The sequence below is a fragment of the Pseudarthrobacter xylosi genome (genome assembly GCF_055412765.1).
In genome coordinates this window covers 62207-77931 of sequence record NZ_JBVAYT010000001.1, presented here as the reverse complement: position 1 = coordinate 77931, position 15725 = coordinate 62207, and the positions used below count along the sequence as shown (strand labels likewise).

The window sequence follows — 15725 nt, the reverse complement described above, 5'->3', positions numbered from 1 at the left end:
AGGGAGACGGGCGCTTCCTGCCCGACGACGGCGGCGCGCTCAGCGCGTTGGTGAGTCCCGCCGTCGTGCGGCATATGCGAACAGTGACGTGGTGGCCACAGTGGCCAGGTACCCGGCGATTACGATGAGCGAGATGCCGGCCCAGAAGTAGTTGGTGGTGCTGTCCTCCTGAAGTGGCCCCGGGGCGATCTTGGCCAACGAATAAACGGCAACCCCGGCCGACGCGAGCCCGATCACCACCGGCAGCGTGAGCCAGATCTTGGCCGAGCCCGGATGCGAGCCAAAGCCGTCCCATACGTTCCATGCGGAGCCATTGCGGATGATCAGCCAGCCGGCGGGGATCATAAACGCGCCCACCAGGAGGAAGGCCGCCACGACGTCGGCCGGGCGATGCCACTGGTTGATCAAGGTGGATACGCCGGAGGCGATTGCGAAGGTGCCGCCCACAAATCCAGCCAGCGGACGCCACCGCGGCGAAGCCATCAGGAACACGGCCGCCGCCGCCGACGCCGCCAGCGTGGTGTGACCGGACGGCAGCGAGTTCAGCTCCAGCGTCACCACGCCCTTGTCCGGACGCACGGGCAGCACATCCTTCAGGACCTGCGTGGCGACATTCGCGCCGATGCACGCTGCGACGGCAATCCCCGCAGCCGTCCACCGCCGCCGGATCACCGTGACAAACAGGAGCACGACGGCGGCCACCACCAGGGAGATGGTGGGCAGCCAGTCCAGGAACTCGGTGGCCGCCTTGCCAGCAGGTCCGTGGATGTCCACGGCCTCAACCAGCGCGGATTCATCGATGAACTGGCCCGTAGTGGTCTGGACGAAGTAGTAGTACGTGGCGATCAGGCCCACAACGCAGGCGAGCCAGGCGAACGCGAACATAAAGCCGGAGCCCGGGGTGGGGCGGGCAGGGGTCCGCTGTTGTGCCTGGCGTGGAATGGTCATTGTTTAAGGGTGTCACAGAAATCTGGGAGGTTGTTTCGGGGCCCGCGCCAGGATGAACGTGACACTTGACACGTGTTAGGCCCGCGATCTAAGCTGCCTCGCACGTGTTAGGAAGGAAATTGACATGACCGGTGCCACAACTGGCCGCCTGCGTGAAATCACACGCCGGACCGCCCTGGGTGCCTTGGGAGCAGGAATTGTGGGAGCGACGGCGGCATCGTGGCCCCGACTCACCGGAACCGACATTCCCGGGCGGGGCGACAACAGCCTCAGCATTGCCATCATGGGTACAGCCGCCGATGCCGCTGCGCGCCAGCGTGCCATTGACGCGTTCACCCGCCTCCACCCGGACATCCGGGTCAAGGTCCAGGCCATCCAGGCCGTGGACTGGAAAGACTTCTTCACCAAGATCCTCACCATGGTGGCCGCGGGCACACCGCCGGACGTGGTCTACGTCGCCACCGAGGGCGCACAACTCTTCGCGGACAAGCTGGCCCACCCGCTGGATGAATACCTGCGCCGCGACGCCGCGGACATGGCCGAGTTCTTCGACGACGTCCACCCCAGCCTGGTGGAAGCCTTTATGTACAAGGGCAGCCTCTTCCAGCTCCCCATGGACTGGAACGCCGCCAACATGTACTACAACACCACCGCCTTCGCGCAAGCAGGGCTGGAGCGCCCCGCGGACGACTGGACCAACGTGGACTTCCGCAACAGCCTCGCCGCGATGCGCAAGGCACGGCCGTCCGACTTCACCCCGTACTACTGGACCAACCGGCTCTTCGGCGGCGTGGTGCCCTGGCTCTACGCCAACGACACCAGCTTCCTGAAGGAAACCCGCTCCACCGGCGGGGACTGGCTCTGGGACTCCTTCTACGCCAACGATCCCTCCCGCAACCTGCGCTCCGGCGGCTACCAGTGGCTGGAACCCAACGCGGACGACCCCCGCGTGTTCGAGACCTTCGACTACCTCCGCGGCCTGGTCAAGGACGGCCTCGGCGTCCGGCCTGAAGAAGGCGGCGGCAGCTCGCTGGTGGGGCTCTTCGCCTCCAACCGGATCGGCACCACGCCGGCCGGCGGCTACTGGGTCCAGGGCCTCCACGAGGCCGGCATGAAGGAGAACGATTACGACGTGGCGTTCTTCCCCAAGTGGCGGAGCCAGCGGCACCAGTTCGGCACGGCCGGCTACGCCATCATGAAAACCGCCAAGGACAAGGACGCCGCCTGGGAATGGATCAAGTTCAGTGCCAGCCGTGAAGCCATGGAACTGATCTTCCCCAACCCAGTCACCACCCCGGCCCGCCGCTCCATGGTCAACGAGGCCCTGTACGCGGGCAAAGGCCCGGCGCACTGGAAGGTCTTCTACGACACCCTGGACAAGTACCCCACCACCGGCCCCATCCCGGCGCCGCCCCAGCAGGCCGCCGTCGAAACGGCCCTGATGAAAAACGTCTCGCTGGCCGTCAGCGGCGATGAGCGCCAGCTCAAGCAGGCCCTCGAGTCCATGCAGCGCGATCTTGAACTGGCCCTGAGGAGGCAGTCGTGAGCACCACCATCCCTCGCCGGGACCGGCCGAAGCGGGCCGCTGACGCCGTCAAGCCCGTCAAGCCCGCCAAACCCGGCATGCCCGCGACGTCGCAGACCGCGTCCGGCCGGCACAGCCAGCGCTGGCTCGCCTGGATCTTCCTGGCCCCCACCATCCTGGGCATGGGCCTGTTCACCCTGGTGCCCATCGCGGCGTCGGTGGTCCTGGCGTTCTTCCGCTGGGACATCATCTCCGCCCCGACGTTCGTGGGCTTCGACAACTTCGCCGAAGTGGTCCAGGACCCCACGGTCCGGGTGTCCTTCCTGAACACCATCGTGTTTGTGATTGTGGCCGTTGCCCTCCAGCTGGGCCTGGCCCTGGCGCTCGCCGTCATGGTGCAGGAGAAGATGCCGGCCTGGCTGCGGACCTTCTTCCGCTCGGCCTTCTTCTTCCCGCTGATCCTCTCCGCCGCCTCGGTGTCCATCTTTATGCGCTACCTCTTCAACGAGCAGTTCGGCGTGGTCAACTGGTTCCTGTCCCTCGCCGGCATCCCCGCGGTGCCGTGGCTGACCACCCCTGGCGGGTCCGCCGCCGTCGTGATCCTTGTCTACGTGTGGCAGAACTTCGGGTTCTCGTTCCTGCTGTTCCTCGGCGGGCTGGCGTCGATCCCCGTGGAAACCTATGAAGCTGCCGCGCTGGACGGCGCCACCGGCTGGCGCAAGCACGTTTACGTCACGCTGCCGCTGCTCAGCCCCACCACCCTGCTGGCGTCCGTGATGGCCATCATCAGCGCGCTCCAGGTATTCGACCAGCCCTACGTCCTGACCCGCGGCGGGCCCGGGGACTCCACCCGCACCGCCGTGATGGTGATCTTCGAATCCGCGTTCCAGCGCCTGGAATTCGGCGAGGCCTCAGCCATCGGCGTGATCCTGACCCTGATCATCATGGCCATCACCGCCGCACAGTTCCGGCTCAGCAAACGATTCGTCTTCTACCAGTAAGGCCAGCCATGACTACCACTACAGAGCGTGTCTCCACCCGCACCCCTGCGGTGCCTGCCCGGTCCCGGCGGAAGCCGAACTGGAACCTGGTCCTCCGAATCGTCCTGCTGATGGTCGCGGCCGTCCTCACCCTTGGCCCGGTGATGTGGACCCTGTCCACGTCACTGCGGTCGCCGTCGGAATCGTTCAAGCTGCCGCCGTCGTTCTTCCCCTGGAATCCGGACTTCTCCTCCTACGGGCAGGTCTTCCGGCAGCTGGACATTGTCCTGCTGGTGCTGAACAGCGCCCTGGTCACCGGGGTCATCGCCGTGGGGCAGATGGTCACCGCCGCGATGGCCGGCTACGCCTTCGCCAACCTGAAGTTCCGCGGCCGCGGGGCCCTGTTTTCCATCGTGCTGGCCACCATGATGGTGCCGGTGCAGGTGACAATCGTGCCCGTGTTTATGCTGATCCGCGGCATGGGACTTTCGGACACCCTCCTGGCGCTGATCCTGCCAGCCATCCCGACGGCGTTCGGCACCTTCCTGATGCGGCAGTACTTCATGGGACTGCCCACCGACCTCGCGGAAGCGGCAGCGATCGACGGCGCCTCACCCTGGCGGACCTTCCGCTCGGTGTACGCCCCGCTGGCCGTCCCGGGGATGGCGATCGTGGGCATCCTCGCCTTCAATTTCCACTGGAACGAGTTCTTCCGTCCGCTCATCATGACCATCTCGGAACAGAACTTCACCCTGCCACTGGGCCTCGTCTCCCTCCAGGGCAACCTCGGCACCGGCAGCATCTCCGTGGTCCTGGCCGGCGTGGTCCTGTCCATGATCCCGGCCCTGGTGGTCTTCATCTTCGGCCAGCGCGCGCTGCAGGACGGCCTCACCGCCGGCAGCGGCAAATAACCCCCAACTTCTGAGAGGCTTCCTCCATGTCATCCCCGGATCTCGCCGCCGCCGGCTTCGCCCATGTGGCCGCCGCCCACCCCGACGCCGCGTTCCCGCACTTCCACCCCCGCCCCGCGAAGGGCTGGATCAATGATCCCAACGGCATCAGCCACCTCAACGGCCGCTATCACGTCTTCTTCCAGTACAACTCCGAGTCCGCGCGCCACCACAGGATCGCGTGGGGCCACATCAGCTCCGCGGACCTGGTCCGCTGGGAAGAGCACCCCGTGGCTTTGCGGCCGCAGGGCGGCGGGCCGGACGAGTACGGCTGCTGGACCGGTGTGGTGACGGACGACGGCGGCGTCCCCACCGCCGCCTACTCGGGCGTCCGCGGCGACGGCGGCCACTCCCAGGTGGTCATCACGCGCGGCTCCGCGGACCTCGTTTCGTGGACGCAGGACGGTCATGTCGCGGCTTCCACGCCGACGGATCCGCAGGTGACTGCCGTTCGGGACCCGTTTATCTTCCGCTTCAACGGCAAGCGCTACGCCATGCAGGGCGCCGGCCTGGCTTCCGGCCACGCGGCGCTCCTGCTGTACACGGTGGAGGACCTGTCCGACTGGAAGTACCAGGGCATCTGGCTCACGTCCGAGAACCCGATCGCCGCTGCCCGGACGCCGGCCGAGATCTGGGAATGCCCGCAGCTGGTGCGGGTGCCGGCCGGGGACGACGGCGACGCGTGGGTCATGATGTTCTCCCTGTGGCTCTCCGGCGACGACCACGAGCACGCCAACGGCGTAGGACACCTCATCGGCTCCCTGACTGAGGATCCCGCCACCGGGCTGCCGGTGTTCTCCCCGGAGACCGGTGGAAAGTCTGACCTGGGCCGCGACTTCTACGCGCCCCAGATCATGCAGCTGCAGGACGGTGCCGGTGCCGGGGCTCTCGGTGTTCCTGCTTCTTCTTCCGCTCTTGCTGCCCTCGCGCAGCCCAAAGCACTCCTGTGGGGCTGGGCCAATGAAGGGCCAGGGCGGGACGGCCGCCGGGCCGCAGCCAGGAACAGATCGACGCCGCGGGCTGGGCCGGTGTGCTCACCCATCCGCGTCTGTTGTCCGTGGTGGACGGTTCCCTGGCCGTGGCACCCGCGCGGGAAGTCGATGCCTACCGCGGCACGCAACTGGCGTCGCAGGCTGCCGGGAGCGTTGAGCTGCCGGCGTATGCCGAAGCTGTGGTGACCGCCCGCGCCGGTGGGCCGGCGGCGCTGGCCGCGGACGCCGTCGTCGAACTTTCCCTGGTGGGCGGTGGATCGGCGGATGCTGCACCTTCGGCGGACGCTGCATTTTCGGCGGACGCTGCGCAAGTGGTGTTCAGCGGGCCTCTGGCGGCGGGGGAGGAGCTGCGCGTTTTTGTGGACGCGTCGCTGGTGGAGGTGTACCGGAGCGGTTCTGTGGCCACCACGCTGCGCGCCTATCCGGCGCCCGGTGAGCGGTGGGTGCTGCGGCTACCGGACGGTGCAGCTGCGGACATCTGGCAGCTGGAACAGCCCCAGTAGGGCCGGGTCTGGCGCGAACGTACATTTGAGGCCCTGGTTTCCAAACGAAACAGGGCCTCAAATGTACGTTCGTGCTGTTCGTCAGGCCGGGGTCAGTTCCGGGCGGCGGGGACCGGGCCGGTTGACTGGCGCACCACGAGCCGGCACGGGACCAAAGTCTGGCCGGGGCGGTTGTGTTCGGCGGGTGCGTCGCCGTCGTCGTCGTTGTCCTCCGGCTCCGCCGACAGTTCCCGGAGCAGCCCGGTCATGGCGGCGGCGCCCATTTCCCGCAGCGGGAGGGCCATGGTGGTGAGTGCCGGGACCATGGTGGAGGCGATGCGGAATTCGTCGTCGTATCCCATGACGGAGACATCTTGAGGCACAGCCAGGCCCAGCCGGTTGGCCGCGAGCACCACGCCGATCGCCAGCCGGTCGTTCGCGCAGACGATCGCGGTGGGCCGCTCCGGCGCAGCGACGCCGTCCAGGAGCTTCATGGCACCGTGGAACCCGGCATCGATGTCCCAGCCAGCCTCAAGGATCCGGCCCGGCCGCACCGGCAACCCGGCGGCTTCAAAAGCGTCCCGGTGGCCCTGGATCCGGCGTGGGGCGGCGGGATTGATGCTGTCACCCGCGAGGAAAGCGATGTCCCGGTGGCCAAGCTCCAACAGGTGCGTTGCCGCCTCCCGGCCGCCGCGGACCTCATCCGGAATGACGGCGGGAACACCTGCCTCGGGACGGTCATCGAAGCAGTTGGCCAGTACCGACGGCACCCGCAGCATGTTGAGCGGCACGTGCAGGGGACGCAGGCCCACGGTGACATACATCAGCCCGTCCACCTGGCGGTCCAGCAGCGTGGCCACCGCACTTTCATCACGGGTCTCGTCCAGCTCCGTATCCATCACCACGGTGACAAATCCCTGGGACCTGGCCACGGCATCCGCGCCGGCAATGATGTTGCCGTCGAACGGGCTGGTGACCACCTGGTCCGAGACGATTCCGATGATCCGCGACCGGCGGTTCCGCAGGCTCACGGCGATGGCGTTGGGTGTGTAGTTCAGGGTGGCGGCCGCTTCACGGATCCGGACCTGGCTCTCCTTGGCCACATTCCCGTCGCCGCGGCCGTTCAAGACCAGCGACACCGCGCTGCGGGAGACCCCGGCGAGCTTGGAGACGTCGAGAGCTGTGGCTTTGCGGTTCATACTGGGTTTCCTCCCGCGTGCGGTATTTCCAGCAGTCTACCTAACGCGTGTGAGGTGTGCCCGGACCTGGCGAGGCGGCGATCGGAAGGCGTGGCAAGCTGGCCGCCGCGACCAGCAGCGCCAGGGCCCCGAGGCCGAACGGCAGGGCCGTGAGAGTGGCGATGCCGCCCACCAGCAGGGGCCCGCCGGCGTCGCCGAGTTCACGCCCGAGCTCCGCCGAACCCATGGTCCGGCCCATGCGCTCCGGCGGTGTGGTGTCGGCCAGATGCGCGAAGCCGAGCGGCGTGGCCAGGCCCACTCCCGCGCCAATGGCTGCCGCGGCAATAAACAGCGTGACGGGACCCGGGGTGAGGGCGAGGAGGGCGACGCCGGCGGCAGTAAGGAGGAGTCCCGCCGTCGTCCCGCGGTTATCGCTGATGCGGTGCGCGTCTCGCAGCCTGCCGATCCAGGGCTGGGTGAGCACCGACGTTATGGCCAGGACGCTGACTGCGGCCGTGCCGGCAATCGGGCCCAGGCCGTGCCGGGTGGCGAGAGCAGGAATGAATCCGATCGCCGCACCCAGTGCTCCCGTCGAGGCCGCCAGCACGAGCGTCGGCACCAGGAAGCGCCGCTCCGTGACCTGACGGGCAAGGTCCAAAACGGTATACCGCTGCCGGGGGAGCGGCGCCAGAGGGGGAACGGACACCAGCACCCACACGGCCGTGGCCGCCGCCAGCACCGAGAGGGCACCGAACAGGAGCGCAAACCCGCCCGCGAGGATCAGGCCCGCCCCCAGCAGCGGGCCGATGACGTAGCCCAGGCTCTTCCACGAACCGTACCGGCCGAAGTAGGTCCCTGCCTTCTTGCCCGCCGCCAGCCGCGCAACCATCGCGGACGACGCCGGCGAGAAGGCCGAAGCCGCAGCACCCTGCCCCAGCCGTGCCAGTCCCAACATCAGCGGATCCGCCGCCCAGAGGCCGATCAGCGACAGCACCGCAAAGGCCAGGAGGCCGCCGACGATCACGGGTTTGGTTCCGATCCGGTCGCTCAGGGCGCCGAAGACCGGTTTGAGGAAGACCTCGGAAACGTCGTAGAGGGCCAGCAGGATGCCCAGGTTGAGCAGCGTCAGGCCGATATTCTCGCTCTGCGCTCCCATGCCGGCTGCAATGCTGTGGGCGCCGAACGCGGTGACGAAACCGGCCGCATACAGGGGAACGTTGGCGGATCGGGTGGAGCGGTCTTGGCTGGTGCCGGGAAGAGTCACATCGTGGAGTTTATGTCACAGCGGCGGGCGTGCGACCCCCCGCGTTGCTTAAGGCGGAGCGCTCAGGTTAGTGACGCCGCCAGTTCCTCGATGATCTCGAACTGCTCGCGCACGCCGTCTTCCATGCCGGACTGCGCAATCATGTCCCGGACTTCCTTGCTCCCCGCATCGGTGCGGATCCGCACGGTGGTGGCGCCGCCGTCGGCCTCGTCAAAGGTGACCGTATTGAGCACAGCACCCTCCACGCTGTCCGGCGCGGTGCCCGGCATCTCCATGACCTCCGTGTGCACGATCCGCTCGTTTGGCACAATCTCGCGGTACGTGCCGTGGAAGGCTACCTCGAATTCGCCGTGCGCCACCATGACGTACCGCCACGCGCCGCCGACCCGGAAGTCCATGTCCGCCACCGTCATCTCGCCCCGCCGTCCGGGCCACCATTTCTTGACGAGTTCCGGAGTGGTCCATGCCCGGTAGACGAGGTGCCGGGGTGCGTTGAGGGTCCGCGTGATCAGGATTTCCGTGTCGCTGGGGAACGTCACGTCCATGGTGCTGCTGCTTGCCTGTGCCATTGTCCTGCTCCTTTTCAGTGCTCTTCTTTGAGGTCCCCCAGCACGTCCTCCAGGAGATCGAAACGCTCCTCCCAGAGGTGCTGGTAGCTGGCCACCCAGTCGTGGATGGGCTTGAGTGCCTGCGGATTGAGCCGGTAGAGCCGCTGCCGGCCTTCGTCACGCACGACGACGGCGCCCACCTCGCGCAGCACCCGCAAGTGACGTGACACGTGCGGCTGCGCCAGGCCCAGGAGGCCCACCAGTTCGTTGACCGGGCGCTCGCCTTGTGTGAGGGCGTCCAGGATTTCCCGACGGCGGGGCTCAGCCACCGCGTTGAACGCATCTGTTGTGGTTGCTGCTCGTGCCATACCGCGATTGTATACCCATATGGATATGCATTGGAAGGTCGCTGGCCCCAGTGTCGTTGGGTCGAAAAACGAGTACACACTACGCATGCTTTCTATCTCCCCTTCCAAGTAGCGTCGAGTGAGGGTCCAGCTGGACGTCGGGCACGTCGACTTTGGGGGTGGTTATGGGGTTACCCGCGCATCACGGTGTCCGCTCCGGAGCGGGCCAGCCCGACGACGCCGACCCACTGTGCGGTAAATGCGGTGATACCGCTGAGGGCAAAGCCGTCGAGGCAGGATCTGCCGGGTATTTGTTCGATTTACGCGCAGCCAGCGAGGAGGAATCCCTCCGGCTACTTGCCCTGACTGCAGTTTCAACTGTTGCCGGGGGCGCCGGCTACGCCGTGGACGGCGCCGTGTCCCTGGCACGTCGCGGCCGGACGCCGGTCACATCAGGAAACAGTGAGCGTGCCATCGGCCAGGCCAGGTGGGATCAGGGGAGTGGCGGCGGACCGGTGTCGCAGGCATTGGCCGGGAAATTGGCCATTATCGCCAACGACTATTCCAGGGATACCCGGTGGCCCGGGTACTGGCGCCCGCTCCGGGATGCCAGCTACCGGTCGGTGGTGTCTGTGCCGCTTCCGCTGGAACCGGGAGGCTCCGCAGCACTGACTCTGCTGGCGGAGAAGACGAATGCCTTCACTCCTGCCGTCTTGGCCGACGTTATGTCCTTCAGCAGGGTTGCAGCCAGTAGCTACCTCATGGCAACCGAGGTCAGGGAAGCCCTGGCAGCGGCCGGTCATCTGCGCACGGCAATGCAGGGCCGGACCGCGATCGATGTGGCCTGCGGGGTAATCATGGGGCAGAACCGGTGCTCCTACGAGGATGCCTTCAAGATTCTCGCAACGGCCTCCAGCCACCGAAACATCAAGGTTCGGGTGCTTGCGGAATCCCTCCTGGAGGATCTGCCAGGGGGAATCCCGTCAACGCATTTTCAAGGGATAAGCCACAGCCCCGTCTAGCGGAAGGACAGTCATGGCGCAGGACGAGCACAACGATGTGCCCCTTCTGGATCAGGCAGTGCTGGAAAGGCTGCGGACAGAGCTCGACGACGATGACGGCGTGTGGAAGGTGTTCGTGCAGAACTTCATCGAGCACCTGCCCAACAGGACTGAAAAGCTGCGGCTGACCCTGACCACCGGAGACCTGGCCGGTGCGATGGATGCGGTCCTGAGCCTGAAGACTTCCAGCCAGATGGTGGGCGCGGAGCGACTGGCGCGGCTAGCCATGGATCTGGAACGGTCCCTGCGCGACGAGAGCATCGACGTTGAGCCGGCCCGGGTCCTTCCCCGGCTGGCGGCGGACCGCCTGCGTCCGATCATTCGCTGCGCCCGGCAGACCACATATCTCCTGCAGAAGTACCTGCACTCCGGCTGAGGCCTTTCTGCGGCCATTGTTCGGCGGCCACTGTTCTGCGGCCACTGAGTGGTCGTTGGGGACTGCGGTCAGGGCGTGGGGTCGCAGGATGTGTCCGGTCCAAACCGCAGCCAGTCCGGCATCGCCGCGGTGAAGGCGTCCCGGATTTCCGGGGTGTTGGTGACCGTCCAGTCCACCCTGCCCTTGACCTCGGCTTCGTTCTTGTCCCATTCGAACCAGTTGATCATTTTAAGGTGCGGGAAGTCCGTTGCGGTTGCAGGGCTGAACAGTTGGCCCCACCATGCCTGCTTGATCGCCGCTTCCCCTGCACCGCCGGCAGCGGCGGCGCCCCCGGTGGCGGCGGGCGCGAACAGTGCAGCGGTTTCCGGGATCGCCACGGGCTTGCCGTGCTGCTCGGCGTAGACCCGGTAGAAGTCAGGCAGCAGGGTATCGTCTCCGTTCGCGCCCATGTAGGTCCCGGTGAGTTGGGCGGCGAACTTGCCCGGTTCCGGAAGCTCGTTTTCGCCCCACGGGTACGCCCCGCCCCAGTGATAGAGCGACATTCCCACCCAGTCCACGGCGTCATCGCCGGGGTAGTAGGGCGCGTACGCGTCATCGGCCATGCCCAGGACACCGTCGCCGGTGGTGTCCAGGGCCGCGAACGCAGCCGTGCCGGGCTTGGCTTCGTGCTGTCCGCCGGCGAACGGATAGCCGCCGCCATAGTTCGGAGCCCACATCATGGCCGATCCCGGCGCGTGCGTATGGACCGCGGTCGCCATGGTCTGAAACGCCGAAATGTAGGCTGCCGGCTGCTGGGACCACGGATACCACGATCCGTTCATCTCATGGGCGAACCGCACTATGACCGGCACACCGTCAGCATTGAACCCTGCCAGGTCCGTAGCCAGGGCTGCTGCCGTATCGGGCGTGACGGCGGCCAGCCCGTTCGTGGGCTCCAAGGTCAGCAGCAGCATCTTTCCGTCGGCACGGATCTGTTCCACCGCGCGGTCCAGATCAGCCTTCTCCAGGTCTGTGTAGGGAAAGCCCGTGAAGGAGACACTGACTGCGGGCTTGTGACCCAGGTCCTGGGCGTAGCGGGACAGCGGCTTCGCGTGCAAGTCCAGGTTCACCCCGAAGAGTGCGCCGCTTGCCGGGACCAGTTCCGCCCGCGCCAGAACTTCGCAGGTCTGCGGCGGCGTGGCCTGTTCGGTAGCCCCGGCTTGGCTCTGTTGTGCCCGTTCCCTGTCCTCGATGCCGCCCCGGATGTTGGCGAAACCGAGCCCGGCAGCGGCCAATCCAATCAGCGTGGGCAGCGCGAAGACCTTGAGTTTTGCGAACGAATTCCGGCGCGGGACAGGGCGTTTCTCGCCGGGGACTTCCTCGGACATGTGTGGTGAGACCTTCCTGACCTGCGGCTTTTCTCCATCCTAGGGTTCAGGACCGAAAAATCAGGGTTTCGGCAGGGCCCGAACAGCGTTGTTCCGTTTCTCGTGCGTGAGTTCGGCCAGGCCCAGGGCTTCCAGGAGCGGCGGGAGATACATCCCAAACCGGCCGCGATAGCCCTTCCGCAGCCCGTACCAGCCGCCCACAGGGTTGTCAGGGTCCCTGCCCCAGGCCTCGACACTGTCCTCCGGCGCCGGCTTGCTTTCATCGGCAGCCCCCAGCGGGACCCAGTCACCTTGCTCCAGCAGCCACGAGTGAAGGTCCTCTATGGCCTGAAGGTGGTACTTCAACGTGGTCGAACCGACCTGGCAGACCAGTGCCGGTGGGTCCGTGTCAGGATCCCGGTACATGGTGTACCCGGACGATCCCGGAGCAGTCACCAGCTCCCACGGATCAGCCTTTGTTCCTTCAGCCACGGGCCATACCCACTTTCCTGGATTCTGCGTTGAGCCTCAGCCTAAGGGCAGTCACACCACGCGTAAACAGCGGGCCAACGCTGCCGCCTGCGTGGAGGGCAACCGCATCCTGGACGCCCGACTGCCCGCACTGCTGGACGGTTGGGAGCGGGAAAGGAACACTGGGGTCAAGCGACGTTCTGACAAGAAGGGCTGGCCATGACCATCATCGATAACGCGGTGTACGTGGACGGGGTCAGGACGGCGGACCCCGAGGGCCTGGACGAGACGTACTTCGTGCTGAGGCAGCGCGAAGGAATGGCGTGGATCGGACTGTACCGCCCGGACCCCCAGGAAATCAGGTCGGTGGCCGAGGAATTCGACCTGAGCCCCCTGGCGGTGGAGGACGCCTTGGCCGGACACCAGCGGGCCAAGCTGGAGCACTACGGCGAATGCCTCTTCCTGGTACTCCGCCCCGCCCGCTACCTCGACGACGTGGAGAAGGTGGACTTCGGCGAGATCCACGTTTTTGTCGGCGCCGATTATGTGATCACCGTCCGCCACGCCGAATCACCGGACCTGGCAAGGGTGCGCCACCGGATGGAATCCACGCCGGAGTTCCTCGCCTTGGGCCCGGACGCCGTGCTGTACGGGATCCTGGACCAGGTGGTGGACGAGTATGAACCCGTGGCCGCAGGGCTGGAGAACGATGTGGACGAGATCGAGGACGACCTCTTCGGCGCCGATCCGGACGTGTCGCGCCGGATCTATGAGCTGTCCCGCCAGGTCATCACCTTCCAGCGCGCCACCAGCCCGTTGGTTGGCATCCTCCAGGCCCTCACCGCCGGAACGCCGGAGCGCGAACCCGGTCCCGAGCTGCAGGACCACTTCCGCGACGTGCTGGACCACGTGATCCGGCTGAACGAACGGGTGGCGTCCTTCCGCGCACTGCTGCAGAACGCCCTGGCCGTAAATGCGGCGTTGGTGGCGCAGCGGCAGAACGACGAAATGCGCAGGCTCACCGAATCCAGCTTCGCCCAGAGCGAGCAGGTGAAACGCATTTCTTCCTGGGCGGCCATCCTGTTTGCACCCACGCTGGTGGGCACCATTTACGGCATGAACTTCACTGACATGCCCGAGCTGAACTGGGTCTTCGGTTACCCCTTTGCCCTGGCCCTGATGGTTGCCATGGGGCTGGGGCTCTACTGGACCTTCAAGCGCAACAAGTGGATCTAGGTGGGCATTGACGGGCAGTGTTGAGTCGGGGTAGCTTATCGATTGTCGTTATTAACGAATATCGATAATGCTTTTTGGGGGAGCCATGAAACTGACCAAGGACACTGCAGGGCCGCAGACTAGCGGGAAGAAATTCGTCTCTAGGGCGGACGCGATTCTCCTCATGGTTGCCGCGTCCGCCGCGGCGGTACTGACCACCGTCCTGACAGTGGCAGGAATTGTCGGCTATTTCACTGGGCCGGTAACGCTCGTGCTTCCCATTGCCTCAACGCAGCGGGCTGTCAGCGGATTGGAATTGGAATCCAGCGGGCACTTCACTGCTCTGGAAGCCACAGTTCCTGTTCTACCCGCCGGCCCAGGCGAACTTCTGGCTTGGGGTGCGGGCCTGAACCAGGTGGGAATCCTGGCCGTCCTGGCGCTGGTGTTCGTGCTGGCCTACCGGCTCCGCAGTGCAATCCTGTTCACGCCCGGATCGGTGTGGATTGTGGGTGCCTGCGGCGCGGTGCTGGCGCTGGCCGGGACGGTGGGCCAGATCGTCGACGGGTGGGGCCGCACCAGAGTGGCGGAAATGATCGCGGCAAACGGGCGCACACCGGGTGAATCCATCGCTTTCTCCGCCGAATTTAACCTCGCACCCCTGATCACCGGCCTGGTTCTGGTGCTGGTGGCAGGCGTCTTCCAGTACGGCCGCCGGCTCCAGGCAGACACCGAGGGGCTGGTCTGATGCCCGCCGAAGACTCGGACATCCACTGCCGGCTCGACGAACTCCTCGAAGCACGGGGGATGACGTTGACCGAACTCAGCAAGATCGTCGGAGTCAGCCTGGTGAATTTGTCCGTGCTCAAGAACGACCGAGCGAGGGCCATCAGGTTCTCCACACTGACAGCGATCTGCCACGCCCTCGGCTGCCAGGTGGGGGACCTGCTGGTGACCGTCTCCGCGCCGATGCCCTGACCTGCCAGGGCCTGACCGCTTGTACAGTGAAGGGCATGCCCGCCGACGCCGCCCTGCCGCCCGCCACCTTCCCCTCCCTGGACGAACTGCTCGCCACCGTGCATGTGGTCAGCCTGCCCATGAGGGTGAGGTTCCGCGGCATCATGGAACGCGAAACGCTGCTGCTGCGCGGTCCGCTCGGCTGGGGCGAGTTCTGCCCCTTTCCCGAATACGCCGATGCCGAGACCTCCCGCTGGCTCGCCGCCACCATTGAGGCCGGCTGGCACGGGTTCCCTGCACCCCTCCGCTCGGTGATCCCTGTCAACGCCACCGTGCCCGCCGTTTCCGCGGACCGGGTGCCCGACGTCCTGGCCCGGTTCGGCCGCGTGGACGCCGTCAAGATCAAGGTGGCCGAGCATGGGCAAACGCTCGACGACGACGCCGCCCGGGTCGCCGCCGTCCGCGCCGCCCTGCCGGACGCCGCCCTCCGCGTCGACGCCAACGGCGGTTGGGACGTGCCCGCCGCGGTATCGGCACTGACCCGGCTCGCCGCCGTCGGGCTTGAATACGCAGAGCAGCCGGTGCCCACCATCGAGGGGCTCGCCGAGGTCCGCCGGCAGCTGCGCGCCGCCGGAACGCCGGTCCTGATCGCGGCCGACGAAAGCGTACGCAAGGAATCCGATCCGCTTCGTGTGGCGCGGGCCGGCGCGGCCGATCTGCTGGTTATTAAGGTCGCGCCGCTCGGGGGAGTAAGGCGCGCGCTGGACATCGTTGCGCAAGCCGGGCTCCCCGCCGTCGTCAGTTCGGCGCTGGACACCTCCGTGGGCATCCGCGCCGGGCTGGCGTTGGCGGCTGCGTTGCCCGAGTTGCCGTACGCGTGCGGGCTGGGGACGGTGTCGTTGTTCACCTCGGATGTCACTCTGGATCCATTAGTGGCCGACGACGGCGCCATCCGCCTCCGCGAGGTCGCCCCCGACGCCGGGCTGCTGGAGCAGTATGCCGCTTCCCCCGAACGCCGCGACTGGTGGCTGGCCCGCCTGCGCCGCGTCCACGCTCTCTTGGCCCCCTGACGCAACGCTCTCTCACTT

Annotated in this window: 18 protein-coding genes; 11 read left to right on the top strand and 7 right to left on the bottom strand. The window is 66.6% G+C overall.

Features of this window, described 5'->3' with window-relative positions; all coding sequences use genetic code 11:
* Nucleotides 1-39 precede the first annotated feature (39 nt).
* Nucleotides 40-948 carry a phosphatase PAP2 family protein gene (locus ACZY1F_RS00380; RefSeq protein ID WP_463939684.1) on the bottom strand — a complete coding sequence of 303 codons (909 nt, stop codon included), beginning with the start codon at nt 946-948 and terminating at the stop codon, nt 40-42.
* 124 nt (nt 949-1072) lie between these two features.
* Between ACZY1F_RS00380 and ACZY1F_RS00375 the strand changes: the two genes are divergently transcribed.
* The 5 genes from ACZY1F_RS00375 to ACZY1F_RS00355 all read left to right on the top strand — a co-directional run bounded on the left by ACZY1F_RS00375 (nt 1073) and on the right by ACZY1F_RS00355 (nt 5898).
* Complete coding sequence (locus ACZY1F_RS00375; RefSeq protein ID WP_463939683.1) at nt 1073-2494, top strand: extracellular solute-binding protein; 1422 nt, start codon at nt 1073-1075, stop codon at nt 2492-2494.
* 77 nt (nt 2495-2571) lie between these two features.
* Nucleotides 2572-3474 carry a carbohydrate ABC transporter permease gene (locus ACZY1F_RS00370; protein WP_463940375.1) on the top strand — a complete coding sequence of 301 codons (903 nt, stop codon included), beginning with the start codon at nt 2572-2574 and terminating at the stop codon, nt 3472-3474.
* Nucleotides 3475-3482: 8 nt separating this feature from the next.
* Nucleotides 3483-4364 carry a carbohydrate ABC transporter permease gene (locus ACZY1F_RS00365; RefSeq protein WP_463939682.1) on the top strand — a complete coding sequence of 294 codons (882 nt, stop codon included), beginning with the start codon at nt 3483-3485 and terminating at the stop codon, nt 4362-4364.
* A 26-nt stretch (nt 4365-4390) separates the two neighbouring features.
* Nucleotides 4391-5581: a glycoside hydrolase family 32 protein gene (locus tag ACZY1F_RS00360; RefSeq protein WP_463939681.1), complete on the top strand. Its 1191-nt coding sequence runs from the start codon at nt 4391-4393 to the stop codon at nt 5579-5581.
* The gene (locus tag ACZY1F_RS00355; RefSeq protein ID WP_463939679.1) at nt 5575-5898 is read left to right on the top strand and encodes a GH32 C-terminal domain-containing protein; all 324 of its coding nucleotides are present in this window, start codon (nt 5575-5577) and stop codon (nt 5896-5898) included. Before ACZY1F_RS00360 ends, ACZY1F_RS00355 begins: the two co-directional genes overlap by 7 nt.
* Before the next feature lie 92 nt (nt 5899-5990).
* Here ACZY1F_RS00355 and ACZY1F_RS00350 read toward each other — a convergent pair whose 3' ends face one another.
* The 4 genes from ACZY1F_RS00350 to ACZY1F_RS00335 all read right to left on the bottom strand — a co-directional run bounded on the left by ACZY1F_RS00350 (nt 5991) and on the right by ACZY1F_RS00335 (nt 9235).
* Nucleotides 5991-7076, bottom strand: a complete 1086-nt coding sequence (locus tag ACZY1F_RS00350; RefSeq protein WP_463939678.1) for a LacI family DNA-binding transcriptional regulator — start codon at nt 7074-7076, stop codon at nt 5991-5993.
* Between the two features lie 40 nt (nt 7077-7116).
* Complete coding sequence (locus ACZY1F_RS00345; RefSeq protein ID WP_463939677.1) at nt 7117-8319, bottom strand: MFS transporter; 1203 nt, start codon at nt 8317-8319, stop codon at nt 7117-7119.
* 62 nt (nt 8320-8381) lie between these two features.
* A complete protein-coding gene (locus tag ACZY1F_RS00340) occupies nt 8382-8888 on the bottom strand; it encodes an SRPBCC family protein (protein WP_463939676.1) in 507 nt (168 codons plus the stop codon).
* Nucleotides 8889-8902: 14 nt separating this feature from the next.
* Complete coding sequence (locus ACZY1F_RS00335; protein ID WP_463939675.1) at nt 8903-9235, bottom strand: ArsR/SmtB family transcription factor; 333 nt, start codon at nt 9233-9235, stop codon at nt 8903-8905.
* 164 nt (nt 9236-9399) lie between these two features.
* Between ACZY1F_RS00335 and ACZY1F_RS00330 the strand changes: the two genes are divergently transcribed.
* Complete coding sequence (locus ACZY1F_RS00330) at nt 9400-10236, top strand: GAF and ANTAR domain-containing protein (RefSeq protein WP_463939674.1); 837 nt, start codon at nt 9400-9402, stop codon at nt 10234-10236.
* Between the two features lie 13 nt (nt 10237-10249).
* Nucleotides 10250-10651, top strand: coding sequence for an Hpt domain-containing protein (locus tag ACZY1F_RS00325; protein WP_463939672.1), 402 nt, complete (start codon nt 10250-10252; stop codon nt 10649-10651).
* Between the two features lie 68 nt (nt 10652-10719).
* On the opposite strand, the gene ACZY1F_RS00320 is transcribed toward ACZY1F_RS00325, so the two are convergent.
* Nucleotides 10720-12018 (bottom strand): glycoside hydrolase family 26 protein, encoded by a 1299-nt coding sequence (locus ACZY1F_RS00320; RefSeq protein WP_463939671.1) that lies wholly within the window; start codon nt 12016-12018, stop codon nt 10720-10722.
* A 60-nt stretch (nt 12019-12078) separates the two neighbouring features.
* Nucleotides 12079-12489, bottom strand: a complete 411-nt coding sequence (locus ACZY1F_RS00315; protein ID WP_463939670.1) for a DUF6855 family protein — start codon at nt 12487-12489, stop codon at nt 12079-12081.
* A gap of 198 nt (nt 12490-12687) precedes the next feature.
* Here ACZY1F_RS00315 and ACZY1F_RS00310 point away from each other — a divergent pair, with 198 nt between their 5' ends.
* From ACZY1F_RS00310 to ACZY1F_RS00295, 4 genes are all read left to right on the top strand, one after another.
* Nucleotides 12688-13704: a magnesium and cobalt transport protein CorA gene (locus tag ACZY1F_RS00310; RefSeq protein ID WP_463939669.1), complete on the top strand. Its 1017-nt coding sequence runs from the start codon at nt 12688-12690 to the stop codon at nt 13702-13704.
* An 85-nt stretch (nt 13705-13789) separates the two neighbouring features.
* A complete protein-coding gene (locus ACZY1F_RS00305; RefSeq protein ID WP_463939668.1) occupies nt 13790-14428 on the top strand; it encodes a hypothetical protein in 639 nt (212 codons plus the stop codon).
* A complete protein-coding gene (locus tag ACZY1F_RS00300; protein WP_463939666.1) occupies nt 14428-14658 on the top strand; it encodes a helix-turn-helix domain-containing protein in 231 nt (76 codons plus the stop codon). The genes ACZY1F_RS00305 and ACZY1F_RS00300 overlap by 1 nt, the downstream gene beginning before the upstream one ends.
* Before the next feature lie 35 nt (nt 14659-14693).
* A complete protein-coding gene (locus ACZY1F_RS00295) occupies nt 14694-15707 on the top strand; it encodes an o-succinylbenzoate synthase (RefSeq protein ID WP_463939665.1) in 1014 nt (337 codons plus the stop codon).
* Nucleotides 15708-15725 lie beyond the last annotated feature (18 nt).

What these genes read in the sequence shown, in the direction of transcription:
- ACZY1F_RS00380 (WP_463939684.1), bottom strand. Translation starts at nt 948, where the DNA reads ATGACCATTCCACGCCAGGCACAACAGCGGACCCCTGCCCGCCCCACC.
- ACZY1F_RS00375 (WP_463939683.1), top strand. Translation starts at nt 1,073, where the DNA reads ATGACCGGTGCCACAACTGGCCGCCTGCGTGAAATCACACGCCGGACC.
- ACZY1F_RS00370 (WP_463940375.1), top strand. Translation starts at nt 2,572, where the DNA reads ATGCCCGCGACGTCGCAGACCGCGTCCGGCCGGCACAGCCAGCGCTGG.
- ACZY1F_RS00365 (WP_463939682.1), top strand. Translation starts at nt 3,483, where the DNA reads ATGACTACCACTACAGAGCGTGTCTCCACCCGCACCCCTGCGGTGCCT.
- ACZY1F_RS00360 (WP_463939681.1), top strand. Translation starts at nt 4,391, where the DNA reads ATGTCATCCCCGGATCTCGCCGCCGCCGGCTTCGCCCATGTGGCCGCC.
- ACZY1F_RS00350 (WP_463939678.1), bottom strand. Translation starts at nt 7,076, where the DNA reads ATGAACCGCAAAGCCACAGCTCTCGACGTCTCCAAGCTCGCCGGGGTC.
- ACZY1F_RS00340 (WP_463939676.1), bottom strand. Translation starts at nt 8,888, where the DNA reads ATGGCACAGGCAAGCAGCAGCACCATGGACGTGACGTTCCCCAGCGAC.
- ACZY1F_RS00335 (WP_463939675.1), bottom strand. Translation starts at nt 9,235, where the DNA reads ATGGCACGAGCAGCAACCACAACAGATGCGTTCAACGCGGTGGCTGAG.
- ACZY1F_RS00330 (WP_463939674.1), top strand. Translation starts at nt 9,400, where the DNA reads ATGGGGTTACCCGCGCATCACGGTGTCCGCTCCGGAGCGGGCCAGCCC.
- ACZY1F_RS00325 (WP_463939672.1), top strand. Translation starts at nt 10,250, where the DNA reads ATGGCGCAGGACGAGCACAACGATGTGCCCCTTCTGGATCAGGCAGTG.
- ACZY1F_RS00320 (WP_463939671.1), bottom strand. Translation starts at nt 12,018, where the DNA reads ATGTCCGAGGAAGTCCCCGGCGAGAAACGCCCTGTCCCGCGCCGGAAT.
- ACZY1F_RS00310 (WP_463939669.1), top strand. Translation starts at nt 12,688, where the DNA reads ATGACCATCATCGATAACGCGGTGTACGTGGACGGGGTCAGGACGGCG.
- ACZY1F_RS00305 (WP_463939668.1), top strand. Translation starts at nt 13,790, where the DNA reads ATGAAACTGACCAAGGACACTGCAGGGCCGCAGACTAGCGGGAAGAAA.
- ACZY1F_RS00300 (WP_463939666.1), top strand. Translation starts at nt 14,428, where the DNA reads ATGCCCGCCGAAGACTCGGACATCCACTGCCGGCTCGACGAACTCCTC.
- ACZY1F_RS00295 (WP_463939665.1), top strand. Translation starts at nt 14,694, where the DNA reads ATGCCCGCCGACGCCGCCCTGCCGCCCGCCACCTTCCCCTCCCTGGAC.